This window comes from Microbispora sp. H10670 (genome assembly GCF_014161385.1).
Lineage (GTDB): Bacteria > Actinomycetota > Actinomycetes > Streptosporangiales > Streptosporangiaceae > Microbispora > Microbispora triticiradicis.
In genome coordinates this window covers 128,693-142,777 of the sequence record NZ_JABBWW010000003.1, presented here as the reverse complement: position 1 = coordinate 142,777, position 14,085 = coordinate 128,693, and the positions used below count along the sequence as shown (strand labels likewise).

The 14,085-nt window shown below is 71.3% G+C and carries 15 protein-coding genes; 8 read left to right on the top strand and 7 right to left on the bottom strand.

Going from position 1 to position 14,085, the window contains the following annotated elements; translation table 11 throughout:
• Nucleotides 1-4: 4 nt before the first annotated feature.
• The 3 genes from HHX33_RS06360 to HHX33_RS06350 are packed head-to-tail and all read right to left on the bottom strand — an operon-like array spanning nt 5 to nt 2,980.
• Nucleotides 5-1,204 (bottom strand): sensor histidine kinase, encoded by a 1,200-nt coding sequence (locus HHX33_RS06360; RefSeq protein ID WP_182873773.1) that lies wholly within the window; start codon nt 1,202-1,204, stop codon nt 5-7.
• A 16-nt stretch (nt 1,205-1,220) separates the two neighbouring features.
• Entirely contained in the window at nt 1,221-2,018 is a 798-nt protein-coding gene (locus HHX33_RS06355; protein ID WP_182873772.1) for an ABC transporter permease, read from the bottom strand.
• Nucleotides 2,015-2,980, bottom strand: a complete 966-nt coding sequence (locus HHX33_RS06350) for an ABC transporter ATP-binding protein (RefSeq protein WP_182873771.1) — start codon at nt 2,978-2,980, stop codon at nt 2,015-2,017. Before HHX33_RS06350 ends, HHX33_RS06355 begins: the two co-directional genes overlap by 4 nt.
• An 88-nt stretch (nt 2,981-3,068) precedes the next feature.
• On the opposite strand from HHX33_RS06350, the gene HHX33_RS06345 reads away from it, so the two are divergent.
• Nucleotides 3,069-3,209 carry a hypothetical protein gene (locus HHX33_RS06345; protein ID WP_182873770.1) on the top strand — a complete coding sequence of 47 codons (141 nt, stop codon included), beginning with the start codon at nt 3,069-3,071 and terminating at the stop codon, nt 3,207-3,209.
• Nucleotides 3,209-3,649, top strand: a complete 441-nt coding sequence (locus HHX33_RS06340) for a cupin domain-containing protein (RefSeq protein ID WP_182873769.1) — start codon at nt 3,209-3,211, stop codon at nt 3,647-3,649. Before HHX33_RS06345 ends, HHX33_RS06340 begins: the two co-directional genes overlap by 1 nt.
• A gap of 227 nt (nt 3,650-3,876) precedes the next feature.
• On the opposite strand, the gene HHX33_RS06335 is transcribed toward HHX33_RS06340, so the two are convergent.
• Nucleotides 3,877-4,734: an oxidoreductase gene (locus HHX33_RS06335; RefSeq protein WP_182873768.1), complete on the bottom strand. Its 858-nt coding sequence runs from the start codon at nt 4,732-4,734 to the stop codon at nt 3,877-3,879.
• Between the two features lie 158 nt (nt 4,735-4,892).
• Here HHX33_RS06335 and HHX33_RS06330 point away from each other — a divergent pair, with 158 nt between their 5' ends.
• Nucleotides 4,893-5,444: a TetR/AcrR family transcriptional regulator gene (locus tag HHX33_RS06330; RefSeq protein ID WP_182873767.1), complete on the top strand. Its 552-nt coding sequence runs from the start codon at nt 4,893-4,895 to the stop codon at nt 5,442-5,444.
• Between the two features lie 80 nt (nt 5,445-5,524).
• Here the strand turns inward: HHX33_RS06330 and HHX33_RS06325 are convergent, their stop codons facing one another.
• On the bottom strand, nt 5,525-6,193 hold the full coding sequence (locus tag HHX33_RS06325) for a TetR/AcrR family transcriptional regulator (protein WP_182873766.1): 669 nt from the start codon (nt 6,191-6,193) through the stop codon (nt 5,525-5,527).
• A gap of 89 nt (nt 6,194-6,282) precedes the next feature.
• Here HHX33_RS06325 and HHX33_RS06320 point away from each other — a divergent pair, with 89 nt between their 5' ends.
• Nucleotides 6,283-7,083 (top strand): SDR family NAD(P)-dependent oxidoreductase, encoded by an 801-nt coding sequence (locus HHX33_RS06320; protein ID WP_182873765.1) that lies wholly within the window; start codon nt 6,283-6,285, stop codon nt 7,081-7,083.
• Nucleotides 7,084-7,203: 120 nt separating this feature from the next.
• Here HHX33_RS06320 and HHX33_RS06315 read toward each other — a convergent pair whose 3' ends face one another.
• The gene (locus HHX33_RS06315) at nt 7,204-8,076 is read right to left on the bottom strand and encodes a helix-turn-helix domain-containing protein (protein WP_182873764.1); all 873 of its coding nucleotides are present in this window, start codon (nt 8,074-8,076) and stop codon (nt 7,204-7,206) included.
• A gap of 149 nt (nt 8,077-8,225) precedes the next feature.
• Between HHX33_RS06315 and HHX33_RS06310 the strand changes: the two genes are divergently transcribed.
• The 4 genes from HHX33_RS06310 (at nt 8,226) to HHX33_RS06295 (ending at nt 12,448) form a co-directional block, all read left to right on the top strand.
• Nucleotides 8,226-9,146, top strand: a complete 921-nt coding sequence (locus HHX33_RS06310; RefSeq protein ID WP_182873763.1) for an alpha/beta hydrolase — start codon at nt 8,226-8,228, stop codon at nt 9,144-9,146.
• Nucleotides 9,147-9,251: 105 nt separating this feature from the next.
• The gene (locus HHX33_RS06305; RefSeq protein ID WP_182873762.1) at nt 9,252-10,475 is read left to right on the top strand and encodes a CHAT domain-containing protein; all 1,224 of its coding nucleotides are present in this window, start codon (nt 9,252-9,254) and stop codon (nt 10,473-10,475) included.
• An 11-nt stretch (nt 10,476-10,486) separates the two neighbouring features.
• Complete coding sequence (locus tag HHX33_RS06300) at nt 10,487-10,990, top strand: hypothetical protein (protein ID WP_182873761.1); 504 nt, start codon at nt 10,487-10,489, stop codon at nt 10,988-10,990.
• Nucleotides 10,991-10,993: 3 nt separating this feature from the next.
• Nucleotides 10,994-12,448 carry a hypothetical protein gene (locus HHX33_RS06295; RefSeq protein ID WP_182873760.1) on the top strand — a complete coding sequence of 485 codons (1,455 nt, stop codon included), beginning with the start codon at nt 10,994-10,996 and terminating at the stop codon, nt 12,446-12,448.
• On the opposite strand, the gene HHX33_RS06290 is transcribed toward HHX33_RS06295, so the two are convergent.
• A complete protein-coding gene (locus tag HHX33_RS06290) occupies nt 12,398-14,029 on the bottom strand; it encodes a hypothetical protein (RefSeq protein ID WP_182873759.1) in 1,632 nt (543 codons plus the stop codon). The two genes, HHX33_RS06295 and HHX33_RS06290, sit on opposite strands and share 51 nt — an antisense overlap.
• Nucleotides 14,030-14,085 lie beyond the last annotated feature (56 nt).

Below are 14,085 nucleotides of genomic sequence, written 5' to 3'. Positions count from 1 at the left end.
TCGGTCATCGGGCCACCGCCTCGGTGAGGACGTGCGCGCGGTCGGTGGTCGGCACGACGGCTCGCAGGACGAACTCGCCCGAACCGGTCGGCCGGGCGGTCAGGCTGCCGCCGGCGGCGGTCAGCCGCTCGCTCAGCCCGATGAGACCGGTGCCGCCGTCGTCGGTGCTCTGGCCGCCGACCCCGTCGTTGACCATCTCCAGCACCGCCGTCGCGCCGGTCAGCCTCAGCGTGACGCGGGACCGGGTCGCGGCGCTGTGCCGCAGCGTGTTGGTGGCGCCCTCCCTGACCACCCACGCGAGCAGCGTGGCCGCCTCGCCCGGCGGTGTCCGCTCCGGCAGTTCGAGGGTGCACCGGATGTTCGCCGCCTCCAGCACGGCACGCACACTGCCCAGCTCGGCGGACAGGTCGATGGCGCGGTAGCCCCGCACGGCCTCCCGGATCTCCCGCAGGGCGTCCTTGGCCAGTCCGCGTACCGCAGTCATCTCCTCCGTCGCCTGGTCGGGGGCCACGCGGGCGAGCTTGACCGCGAGCTCGCTCTTGACCGCGATGGCGGAGAGGCTGTGGCCGACCAGATCGTGCAGGTCCCGGGCGAACCGGAGGCGCTCCTCCGTCACGGCGAGCTCGGCCTGCGCCTTCCTGCCCTCGTGGACCTGGATGACCATGCGGTAGATCCACAGCCAGAGCCGGTTGCTGTAGGGCAGCAGCGCCAGCATCGGCAGATAGAGGAAGAGCTCGGCGCGCTGCTCGCCGAAGCCGGGAAGCAACAGGAAGTCGAGCGCGACGTAGACGCCCGCGGCGCCCGCCGTCAGCGCCACGGCGGCCCGCGCGCTCACGCCGAGCACCGCCACCCCGGTCCACGTCGTGGTCAGCGTGCTCCAGGAGAACGGCAGCATCGCGGACGCGACGCCGGGAACATCAGCCATGAGGACCGCCCCAAGGACGATCATCACCAGGGCGAGCGCGCCGGAGGCGACGACCTCGCGTGCGGCGTACCGGCCGTCGACGGCGGCGCGGACGATGCGGAGGAACAGCCAGCTGAAGATCGGAAGACCCACGGCCACGAGGACGAGACGGCTCCAGCCGCCCCCGCCCTCGGTTCTGCTCACCACGATCTGGATCACCGGGCCGAGCCACGCGAACACCAACTCGAGGGCCAGGGTCCAGAAGGTGATGTGACGCGCCCGCTTGATCCCGGCGTTCATGGCCCAACCTTACCCATCAGCCCCGGCGCGGATCCCAGCGGAAGAACGCCCGGGCCAGCAGGGCGGCGACCGCGATCCACACGACGAGGAGGCCCAGGGAGGGCAGGGCGGCGCCCCAGCGCTCCAGAGGGCCGAGCGGCTCGTGACCGGCGCCGATGTAGTCCAGCCCCAGGTAGGCGGTCCGCATGGTCTCCACGATGGGCGTCATCGGCAGGAACTCGATCGCGGTGCGCAGGGCCGGCGGCAGCATCTCCGGTGGCAGCATCACCGGCGAGCCGCCGACCAGGAGCAGCACGACCGGCAGCGTCGCGATCTGCGCCATCTCCCCGGTGGAGGACAGGCCGGAGACGGCCATGGCGAGCAGGGAGAAGAAGGCCGCGCCGAGAAGCGCGGCGAGCAGCAGCAGCAGGATGTCGGCCGGGGCACTGGTGCCCATGGCGGCGGACATGAGCACACAGAGGATGATCACCTGGCCGAGATACACGGCCGTCGCGCCGAGGGCGCTGCCGCCGAGGACGGCCGTCCTGGTGGCCGGCCCGCCGAGCAGGCGCTTCAGCACCATCTCCTCGCGGCGGGAGGTGTAGAAGCCGGCGAGGTTCATGAACGTCGCGAAGACCAGGATGAAGGCCATCATCCCGGTCATCACGTACTGCGTCCCCGGGATGCCGGCGGTCCCTTCGCCGACGCCGTTGGACGCCAGCGCGCCGGCGATCAGCAGCGGCAGCAGGACGGCGTTCACGAAGGCCGTACGGTTGCGGAAGACAAGGGTGAGGTCGACGCGGGCCAGCCGCACCGCCTGCGCCACGTCGTTCATGCGGTCTCCTTCACCACGGAGTGGAAGACGTCCTCAAGTGAGGCGGTCCGGACGGCGAGCCGTTCGAGCGCGACGCCGCGCTCCGCGGCCCAGGCGAACAGCGGCACCAGCGCCTCGTGGGCCCGCGTGGCCTGGTCGCCGCCGGTGACGGTGTACGTGACGACGGGAGTTCCGCCCGCCAGGGCGACGCCGGGGGTGTGGCCGCCGATCAGCGGAAGGGCGTCCAGGGGGATCTCCGGCGGCAGCCGGAAGGAGACGCGGTCGCCGTGCCTGCCGACGACCTCCTCCAGCGTCCCCTCGACCCGGATCTCGCCCTCGTGCATGACGGCGAGCCGGCTCGCGAGATGCTCGGCCTCCTCCAGGTAGTGCGTGGTGAGCAGGATGGTCGTGCCGTCCGTCACCAGGTCGCGGATCAGGCCCCAGGTGGTCCGGCGCGCCTCGGGGTCCATCCCGGTCGTGGGCTCGTCCAGGAACACCACCTCGGGACGGCCGATGATCGACAGCACCAGGTCGAGCCTGCGCTTCTGGCCGCCGGACAACTGCCGTACCCTGACCCGCGCCTTGTCCGCCAGCCCGGCCAGCTCCAGCGACTCGTCCAGAGAACGGGGGTTCGCGTGCAGGTCACGCCACAGCCCGATGGTCTCGGCCACCGTCAGGTCGGAGAGGAAGCCGTTCTCCTGCAGCATGATCCCGACCCGCGGGCTGAGCGCCCGGCGCCTGCGGTACGGATCGATCCCCAGCACCTCCACGACGCCGGAGGTGGCGGGGCGGTAGCCCTCCAGGACCTCCATCGTCGTGGTCTTCCCGGCGCCGTTGGTGCCGAGCAGGGCGAACAGCTCACCCCTGCGGACGGTCAGCGAAACGCCCCTGACCGCTTCGAACTCGCCGTACCTCTGCCTGAGCTCGGTCGCCGCGATCGCCACGTCCAGGGCGACCGCCGTTTCCCGCACGTCCGTCGTCATGGCTCAAGGGTGGGTTCTGCGCCGCTTCCCGCTGTAGTCGTCGATGCCACCGGATCGACATGGGCCTCGCGGATCACCGCGATGACAAATGCCAAAAAGGGGCGCCCCGGCGCTGCGCTACCTCGAACGGGGCGAACTGTTCCGGGCGTTGTCACGCATCGGGGTGCTGTCCGGTCTGAGCTGGTACACGGCCGGATCGAGCCGGCCACCGTCCAGCAAGGAAGCCTGATGAGCACCGATCACGCGCACGCTCACCACCTCGAGAACCCCGACAAGAGCGGGCCGCCGCCGAAGCTCGACGTGGTCGCCACCGTGCCGGGAGCGCCGCCCGCGCCGGAGGGGGCCGAGGCGATGACGATCCTGGTCACGTTGCCGCCGAACAGCCCTGGTGCGCCACCTCACCGGCACTCCGGGCCCGCGTACGGGTACGTGGTCAAGGGGGCCGTCAACTTCGAGCTCGAAGGAGAGCCCGTACGGGTCGTCCGGGCCGGTGAGGCGTTCTGGGAGCCCGGTGGTGACGTGATCCACTACCAGGACGGCAACCATCTGGCAGACGAGGAGTCGGCGTTCGTGGTGACGATGTTCTGCGCGCCCGGGCAGCCGATGCTGACCGTGGTCAGCCCGGAAGAGCTGGAGGCGCGGCGGGACCGTCGCGCGCCGCAGTCATGACCAAGGTTTCGCTGACCGCGCTCGTCCGCAACCTGCTCGAACTCGCCCGTGAGGCGCACAGCGGTCGCAGCGCCGCCACCGTCCACGGTGGGCACGATCGTGCGTTGCGGCAGACCGTCATGGCTCTGCGCCAAGGCGGGAGCCGGATCTGGTTCTCGCCTTCAGCGTGCCCCGCGTACGGCGCGTCGGTCGGCTCAGGTAACGAGTCATCAGTCACAGCGGCCGCGCTATGGGAGTGATGGCTGACGTTCGTCGGCGGGGTAGTCGGCCGAGCGGCTCACGTCAGCCCATTTCTCGGTCTCCGCGGCGCGGATCTCGGCGGCTTTCCGGGCGGAGGCGAGGGCGTCGCTGCCGAGGAGGAGCCGTCGGGGTGGGTCGTCGTCGCGGACGACATCGACGATGATCCTGGCGGCGCGGGCCGGGTCGCCGGGCTGGGTGCCGTCGGTGTCGCGCCGGTAGCGGTGGATGGCGCCCACGGTCTGCTCGTACTCGGGCCCGACGGGGTGGATCTCCATGGAGGAGCCTTGCCAATCGGTGCGGAACGCACCCGGCTCGATGATGATGACCTTGATGCCGAAGGGCGCGACCTCGCTGGCGAGGACTTCGGAGAAGCCTTCGACGGCGAACTTCGCGGTCTGGTAGGCGCCCATTCCGGGGGTGCCGCCGACGCGTCCTCCGATGGAGGAGAACTGTACGAAGACTCCCGATCGCTGGTTGCGCAGGACGGGCAGGGCGGCCCGTGTGACGTTCACGACGCCGAAGAGGTTGGTCTCGATCTGGGCGCGGAAGTCGTCTTCGGCCATCTCTTCGATCGGTGCGCTGTTGCCGTAACCGGCGTTGTTGACCACCACGTCGAGGCTGCCGAAGGTGTCGGTGGCCTCCTTGACCGCCCGGGAGGCCGCGGCGGCGTCGGTGACGTCGAGTGCGACCGCTCGTATCCGGTCGCCGTGGCGGGCCACCAGGTCGTCGAGTTGCCTGGGGCTGCGTGCGGTGGCGACGACATGGTCGCCCGCTTCCAGGACGGCCTCGGTGAGGCGGCGTCCGAGGCCGCGTGACGCGCCGGTGATGAGCCATGTCCTGGCCATTGGTGTTTCCTCCGCGGTCGGGATAACTGTCTCAACAATGTAGCACTTAGTGGAGCAATGTTCGCGCCAATGGGGCATGAACCCCTTCATGTGCTACAGAGAGACAGGCGGCATCGGTCCGGCACTCTAAGTGCCTCATGGATGTAACACTTAGGCGGGTGAGAGCAGACGCGACACGTAACCTGGAACGGGTCCTGAGCACGGGCGCCCGCATGCTCGCCGACGACCCGTCGGCGACCATCGCCGCCATCGCGGCTGCGGCAGGAGTGGACCGCCGTACCGTCTACCGCCGCTTCGCCTCCCGTGAGGACCTCATGGCCGCCGTCTACGGGGCACGCTACGACGCGGTCGAGAAGGCCATCGAGGCCGCCAGGCTACGCGAGGCCCCGGTCGCGGTCGCACTGCATCGCTACGTCGAGGGCATCATCGCCGCCAACCGCAAGTGGCCCGTGGAAACGAGCCGCATGCTTCGCGACGTGACGATTCGCGAGCGCCGCCGCCGCCTGATCGACGAGGTCGACGCCTTCCTGCGGCGCGCCGCCGACGAGGGCCTGCTGCGCTCCGACCTGCCGCCCGGCTGGGTGGCCGCGGTCCTGCCGCCGCTGCTGGAGCAGGCCGCCGAGGAGCTGTCCGAGTTGAGCGCCGCGCAGGCCGCCGACGTCGTGGTCGACACGCTGCTGCGAGGCGTCGGCACCCCACAGGCGCGCTGACCCTGCGCGGTGGTGGCGTGCAGGCCCGTGACAGGCGGTCGTGACGGCAGTCGGCAGTCCAGGAGCGGCGTGCCGATCCTTCATGGCCCCGATCCTGCTCCTGGTTCCGGCCGCGGTGATGCGGCGGTAGCGGGTGTCACCAGCACCTGAAAGAGCGATTCGATCCACCGGGCAAGCGTCTCCGGCTGCCCCTGGGTCAGTGCCGGCGTGCCCAGAACGCTGCGCATGAGCCACACTCCCGCCTGTAGGGAGAGCATCAGCTCCGCCCGGACGCCGGTGGCGGTACCGGACAGCTCCTCGTCGAGGTGCCGCCCGGCATGCCGCCCGATCGCCTCGCGCATGATCTGCGCGGCTCTGGGATTGGCCGCCGACCTCAGCATGAGCAGGAACGGCCCGAGTTCCTCCGCCTCCGGCGCTGTCCGCGCCACCAGCGCCCGCGCCGTCTTTCCGGCCAGTTCCACGCCGGTGCCCGCGATCACCGTGCGCGGCGCGAAGGCCACGTCGACGGCCTCGGCGAACAGCCGTTCCTTCGATCCGAAGTAGCGGTTGATGAGCATCGCGGTCACGCCCGCGCTCTCCGCGATGTCGCGGACGCCCACTCCGTCGTAGCCGTACCGGGTGAAGGCGGGGACCGCCGCGTCGAGGATGGCCTGCCGGGTGGCGGCGGCGTCGCGCCTGCGTCTGCCCGGGGTGGGTCCCTGCGGCTCGGATCGGCTCAGGGGAGAGGTGGGCCCGGCGGTGTCACTCATATCTACGACTGTATACTTTCAAGTAAGTCTACGACTGTAGACATCGGACGCGGTGCGTCTCGCCGCCCGGACCACGATGCGAGGATGAGATGGATCTTCAACTGAGGGGCAAGCGTGCCCTGGTCACCGGCTCCAGCTCCGGCCTCGGCGAAGCCATCGCCAGGGCCCTGGCCGCCGAAGGCGCCGAGGTCGTCGTGCACGGCCGTGACCGCCTGCGCACCGAAACCGTCGCCGCCGCCATCCGGACAGCCGGCGGCCGGGCTCACACCGCGGTCGGAGACCTGGCCACCGACGACGGCGCCGACATCGTGGCCGAGGCCGCGCTGGCCGGCGGCCCAATAGACATCCTGGTCAACAACGCCGGCGCCTACCCCCACCGCTCATGGAAGGAGGCCACCGCCGGGGACTGGAGCCACACCTACGAGGTCAACGTGATCTCCGGAGTCCGGATGATCCTGCGCCTGGTTCCCCGCATGCACGAGCGCGGCTGGGGTCGCGTCATCCAGATCGGCGGCGGGCTCGGTCTGCAGCCGAGCGCGGACCTGCCCCACTACACCGCCACACTGGCCGCCCGCCACAACCTCGTGGTCTCGCTGGCCCGCGAGCTGAAGGGGACCGGAATCACGGCCAACACCGTCGCTCCCGGCGCCATCCTGGTCGACAGCGTCCAGCGGTTCCTCACCGGCCTTGCTCCGGCCCGCGGTTGGGGCGAGACGTGGGAGGACATCGAACGCAACGCCATCGAGGAGCTGGTGCCCAACGACGTCGGCCGGATGGGCCGTCCCGAGGAAATCGCCGCCGCGGTCCTCTATCTCAGCGGCCCGCTCGCCGACTACGTCACGGGCACCACCCTGCGGGTGGACGGCGGCACCATCCGCGGTGTCCACTGATCGCCCGTCGCTTCGACGATCGCCGGGGCCGCGTCTCGCTCATCCGGCAAGATCTCGTTGGTCATGGCGTCATCGCGCCGAAGCCGAAGGAGGGATCGGCTGCCGTCCGCCGGCGTCTGCCTACCGAGCGGGCGAGAGACTCCCGCTCGGTTGCCCGGGCGCCCACGAGGTGAGGATGCGCAGCGCGTCGTCCGATGGCGAACCGGGTTCGGCGGTGAGAACCATGAGGCGCTGTCCCGAGCCGTCGGGACTGCTCCACGTGTCGCAGTCGAGGGTGAGGTCGCCGACCAGCCGATGCCGGTAGCGCTTGGTGCCGTAGGCGGCATCGTTGACGCGGTGCTCCGCCCACCAGGTACGGAAGTCGGCGTCTCGCACGGACAGCTCGCCGACGAGCCGGGCGAGCTCTGGCTCGGAGGAATCGGCCGCCGACTCCATGCGCAGGGCGGCGACGGCGTCGCGGGCGTCGTGCTCCCACTCCAGGTGCATGCTCCGGATGATCGGGTCGGTGAACAACAGATACAGGTAGTTGCGCCGATCCTCAGGAAACTGCGAGAAGTCGGTGTACAAGGCGGCGGCGCCGGCGTTCCACTCGAGGATGTCCAGCCGTTTGCCCAAGACGATGGCGGGGGTTGCGGTGAGCTGGTCGAGCAGGCGTCGCATGGCCGGGCGCACGCGTTGCGCGGGCCGGCGCCTGCGAGGCCGGGCGTCGGTCTTGCCGGCCAGTTGGTACAGGTACCGCTGCTGGTCGTCGTCGAGGCGCAGTGCGCGGGCCAGTGTGGCGAGCACCGAAGCGGACGCCCGGACACGGCCCTGCTCCAGCCGTATGTAGTAGTCGACGCTGATCGCGGCGAGTTGGGCGACCTCCTCACGACGGAGCCCCGCGACCCTACGCCGAGAGTCCGGCTCGGGCAGGCCGACATCCTGCGGGGCCAGTTGGGCCCGGCGGGCCTTGAGGAAGGCGCCGAGTTCGCCGGGGCCGGATGTGCTGGTCATGTCCTCCATTGTGCGGACCTGGGTGGCGAAGGTGAGGGGGCAGGTCTTTTCCCAGGCAGGAACTCGCCGCTTCTGCCGGTCCAGGGCTGCGACGACTGTGGACACGTGCCCGGCATCGTGCCGGGGCCGACCACTGGACGGAGAACCCCATGGCGAAGATCGACGTCACCTTCCGCAGCACCGGTATCCCGCTCGCCGGCCATCTCCACCTTCCCGGCACCCCGGCCACTGGGCCGCGTCCGGCGATCGTCGTCGGGCACCCCGGCACCGGTGTGAAGGAGCAGGCCGCCGGCCTCTACGCCCGCCAATTGGCCGAAAGGGGGTTCGTCGCACTCGCCTACGACGCGGCCTATCAGGGCGAGAGCGGCGGCGAACCTCGCGGCCTGGAGGACCCCGCGCAGCGCGTCGAGGACCTCAAGGCCGCCGTCTCCTTCCTGACCGGCCGCGGTGAGGTCGATCCGGACCGCATCGGCATGCTCGGCATCTGCGCTTCCGGCGGCTACGCCCTCTCGGCCACCGCGGGTGACCGCCGCGTCAAGGCCGTCGCCACCGTCAGCGCCGTCGACGTCGCCCGCCAGTTCCGCCTGGGGGCCGACGGCGCCCAGGACCCGGCCGTGTTCGCCGGCATGCTGGACGCCGCGGCCAACGCCCGCACCGTTGAGGCACGGGGCGAGGAACCGCCGGTGCTGACCCTCTTCCCCGACACCGTCGAGAAGGCCTATGCGCTCGGCGGAGAGCACGGTGCCGAGGGCTTCGAGTACTACCGCACCGAACGTGGCCGGCACCCCCGCTCAGCGGGCTTTCTCACCTGGAGCAGCATCGACAGGATGGCGGCTTTCGACGCCTTCGCGCCGATCCCGCTGATCGGGCGCCGGCCGCTGCTTATGATCGTCGGCACCCGCGCCGTCACGTCCTGGATGAGCATCGAAGCCTTCCAGCGCGCCACCGGCCCCAAGGAGATCTTCCGGATCGACGGCGCCAGCCACGTCGATCTCTATGACAAGGAGAAGTACGTGGATCCCGCGGTCGAAAGGATCGCCGGGTTCTTCGGGGAGAACCTGAACCGGTAGAGGCTATCGGAGTGATGGAAATGCCTTCATCGCGGACCATGGGCCGGAATGATGGAACGGCTCCGCAGATGAGGATGTACGTTCCGTCAAGCCGGGAGAACGCGCGTGACCGAGGGCCGGATGCTTCTGGCGGAGTACTTCCTGACCGAGAGCCAGACGGTCATCATGATCGCCAATCCGGACGATCCGGAGCCCGAGCTGGTGGCAGTGCCGCACACGCTGCGCGACGTACGGGCGCACGTGGCCGAGTTGACCGGGATGCTGGAGTCGGCGCCCCGGCGGCCGGAGGCGCTGGGCCGGGTGACGGAGCTGCTGTCGGATCCGCTCCTCACCGATCTGGTCGAACCGGTCGCCAACCGGCTGGGGCCGGGCGACCGGGTGTGGCTGATTCCGCATGACGCGCTGCACCGGGTTCCGCTGCACGCCGTCGGCTCTGAGCTGGCAGGGCATTCCGTCGCCTACGCGCCGAGCGCGTCGGTGTTGCGGTACTGCCGGGGCAACAGGGGTGGCCGCCGGCAGCGGGCCCTCGTCGTCGCCGACCCGCCGGGAGGGGCCGAGCTGATGTTGGGGCCCGCCCAGGCGGAACTGCTCACCGGCCTGTTCAAGACCGAGACCCTTGCCGGCGAGGGCGCGGTCAGCGGTGAGCTGGTTCGCAGGGTCGGTGGGGCCGACATCCTGCATGTGTGCGCGCACGGTGTCTTCGACGCGGCGGCTCCGATGCGTTCGGGCGTCGTACTCGCCGACGGCCTGTTCACCGCCGAGCGGTTTCTCAGGCTCAAACTGTCCAGGACTCTGGTCGTGCTGGCGGCGTGCCGGACCGGCGTCGCCGCGGCCCGGCCCGGCGACGAACTGCTCGGCCTGGTCCGCTCGGTGCTGCACGCGGGCGCGCCCGCCGTGCTGGTCAGTCTGTGGACCGTCGACGAGCTGGCGACCACGATGCTCTTCCGGCATTTCTACGAGCGGCTGGTCGCGGGCGAGCATGCCATCGACGCGCTCCGTGCCGCCCAGGAACGGCTGCGCGTGACGACCGCGGGCGACGTGCTGGCCTATCTCGAATCGGTCGCGCCGCTGCTGCCGGCTCCGGCCGCGGCCCGGCTCCTGATCGCCGAGGCCCGGATCCGGCTGATGGCCGCCGACTTCGGCAGGGCGGTCGCGGCCTGCGACACGGCTCTCGAAACGGTCGGTGAGCCCGCCGTACGGAGAAGTGCTCAGACGATCAGGCAGCGGGCGTTGCTGCACGCGGGCTCGGAACCACCGAATCTGGGCCGCGCCGTCTACGCGCATCCGTACTATTGGGCGGCTTTCGTGCTCATCGGCGACTGGTACTAGGAAGGGGCGGCATGCGGACGGCGGCTGAGCTCATGGCCACCGGCTACACGACCACGGTGGAGGAGGCGCCCGATCGTGCCGACGCCACGCTCGTCGTGCTCGACGACACGGGACGGCCCCGCTGGGTGGTGGGCCCGGCCGGACGCGGGCTCGCGGTGGAGATCGGCCCGGACGCGCCGGTCAGCGGGCTCTCGGCGCTGCCCGGCGTACTCGAACTGATCAACAACGGTCTGCCGGCCGTGCTCGTCGTCGAGGACGGCCGCCTGATCGGGCTGCTGGACGCCGCGCTGATCAGGGCGGAACTGCGCAGGGCCCTGGAGGAGGACGGGGACGCCATCGGCACCGTCCTGGACGGCGACTGGGAGCTGTACGGCACGCCCGAGGCGCGGATAGGGCTGGTCAGGGTCAGGTGCCAGGTCTGCGGAACCGTGGCGGAAGTGGACGAGTATCCGATAGCCGAGATTCCGTGCCCCGGCGGCCAGGGGCATCGGCTCGTCGACTCCGGGACGGAATGACGGGTGAGCGGGCTGTTCGACGGCGCCGTCGCCTTCCTCGACCGGCGGCAGCTCACCTCGGTCTGGATGCCGCTGATGGCGTTCCTCGCGGCGCTGGTCACGGTGGCCGCGTCGGGCACGGGCTGGGGGAGGACGCTGACCTGGTGGAACGGCCTCGCCGGGGAGACCCGGATCCTGCTCGTGCTCGGAGCGGTGCTGGTCACCGTACTCGCCGGGCAGCTTCTCGCGGTCGCCCGCCCGGGCCTGGTCCGCTGGTACGAAGGCCACTGGCCGGATTCGGCCCCGCTCCGTCCGCTGCGGAAAGCGCTGCGGGCCCGGCATCTGGCCGCGCAGAGCGGGCGGCGCGCGGCCGACGCCGACCTCTTCCTCGGATATCCGCGTACGGCACAGCGGACCCTGCCGACCCGGCTCGGCAACGTGCTGCGTGCCGCCGAGGAGCACGGCGACCGGTACGGGATGGACGCGACGACCGTCTGGCCCCGGCTCTACACCGTCCTGCCGGACCCGTTCCTCGCGTCGTTCGCCCAGGCCGCCGCGGCCATGGAGACGGCGGTGATGATCAGCTTCCTGGGCGGAGCCTTCGCCGTCGTGGGCGGGACACTCGCCGTGCTGGTCCTGCCGGGCGCCGGGGCCGTGTGCTGCGTCTGGGGCGGGGCTCTCGTCGCGATCCTCGGCTACCGCGGGGCCGTCCGGGCCGCCCGGCCGTACGCCCAGCTGATCCGTTCGGCGTTCGACGTGCACCGGTTCCTGCTGCTTGAGGCGATGCGGCTGCGCCTGCCGGAAAGCCCCGCCCAGGAACGCGCCCAATGGGAACAACTCGGCAAGCTCTGGTACCGGGGCGCCCCCGACTACGACCGGATCCCGGCCCTCCGCTATCCGGCGTCCGTCGCGCCGCCCCCCGAACCGGCCAGGCCCAGGCTGGTGACCATGGGTGACCCGGTGCCCGTCAAGGCCGTTCCCGTCGCGTCCGCTCCGGCGCGTACGGGACGGGCGTTTCCGGTCCGGTCGTCGCTCGCGGGCGTGGTCGTGCTCGCCGGAGTGGGCGCGGCCGTCACGGCACCGGCGCTGGGCCCCGCCGGGGAGATCCGCGCGACGCGGGACCTTCCGGCGTTCCACGTTCTGGTGCCGGCCGACCTGGAAGGCGAGGGGGCGGGCCGGCTCAGCGGGCGCTACACGGTGACGCCGGTGGCGAAGGGCGGGGCGCCGTCCGACCTCGGCCCTCCGCTGGGCGCGGCCCTGGCGGGCAGGGTCGCGACGACCGTGCCGGTCGGCGCCGTACGGGTCCAGCGTGGCCAGGTGGTGAGCCTCCGTACGGCGAAGGGGATGTTCGGCGGCCTGCTCGCACTGGACGTCCCGGACAAGGACACCCTTGTCGTCGCCGTGCCCGCCGCCGATCTCGACGCGTTGTCACGCGGCCTCGACGCGGGGCCGGTCCGCCTGGTCCTGCCGGTCGGCTGACAGCACGCGAAGGCCGTCGCGGACCCTTTCGTCCAGCAGGGCCCAGCCGGGCTCGGGAGCGTCGGAGGGGATGCGCGCCCGCTCGCGCAGGGCGTCCTCGGCACGCCCCAGCCAGTCCAGCACGTCGGCCGTACCGGCACGGCAGGCGGCCTCCTCGGCGCGCAGGCCGAGCGACCGGTACCGGACGGCGGCCTCGCGCCATTCGCGCAGCGCGTCGTTCCACTTCAGGCCGAAGGTCAGCACGAGGGCCTTCGTGAGAACCAGTTCGGCCTCGATCGCCGACCGGGCGCGGGTCAGCGGTTCCCGCAGGTCCACCGGGACGCGCGGGGTGACCTCCTCGTCCACCAGCCAGAGCGCCTGCGTGGCCAGAGCGATCCAGCGCAGGCCGTCCAACGGCTTCTTGAGCTCGGGATCCCTGTTCACGATCGTGGTCTGACCCGCGACGAACCCACCGAGCGAGGCGTGTACGGCCATGCCGAGATACCGCCTGACCAGCCCGAAGTCGGCGGTGCCTGGCTCGCGCAGGAACCCGTCGTACAGCCACGGGCCGAGCACGTTCATCCGGTTCTCCGGCTTCAGCTGGATCATGAAAGCCGCGTAACGATCGGTCAGCCTCGCGGCTATTGGGCGGTCGGCGAGGGCCGCGACGCACGTCTCGGCGAGCAACAGCGGCGCCAGCGCGGCCACCGCGCCGGGCGTGGGGTGGAACACCGCGACCGCCCAGAACGGGAACAGCCAGTGGGCGGTCATCACCCGCAGCCGCCCCGGCCAGACGAACCTGATCGCGACCAACCTGATCGCGAACAGGACCGCGCAGATCAGCGCGCCGCCGAGCCAGCCGGTGAGGAACCCGGTCTCCGACCACCGCGCGGCGAACCAGCCGCCCACCGGTCCCGCCGCCACCAGCATCGCCACCACGTTGCCGGACGCCATGACGAACCGGTGGACCCGGATACTCACGCGGTGCTCGTGCCGTACCGCCCTGTCGAGCAGGCCCATCTGCACGGCGAGCGCCGACGCGCACGCCGGCAGCGCCCAGTCCCACCAGGTTTGCACGGCGGACGCCACCATCGGCGCCACGGTCGTGAGCATCATGGCGATGGACCAGAACCGGTCGATCGGCAGCGGCGGCCGGATGAACGGGCCGAACCGGGAGATCTGGGCGAGCCGCCGCTCCGGAGGCCGCCACCGCTCCGGCAGGAAGTGCGCCAGGCGTGTCCCGTACCCCGCCAGTAGGGGCAGGGTGGCCCAGACCAGCGGCTCGTGCCCGAGCCTCAGGAGCACGGCCGCGACGGCCGCGCCGCACGCCGCCTCCGGCCAGCCCGCCAGCCCCATGGCCAGGCCGAACACGGCCAGGGCGGGGCCGGGCAGGTGGAGTGAGACGAGCACGGCCCCGGCGAAGGCGTGCAGCAGGGACAGGAGGGCCCGCCGCGCGTCGAGGCCGCCGGGGACCTCGGCGATCTCCTCGAACACCGCCCGCCAGTCACCGCGTCTGCGCAGCCGGATGCGCCGCTCCACCCGGTAGCAGGCGAATCCGAGCACGGCGATTCCGAGGCCGAGCTGGCCCGGCGACAACAGCACCCGCACAGTCTGACCGGGTAGGCGCCTGGCCACAGTCAGTTGACGAAATTCGCCAC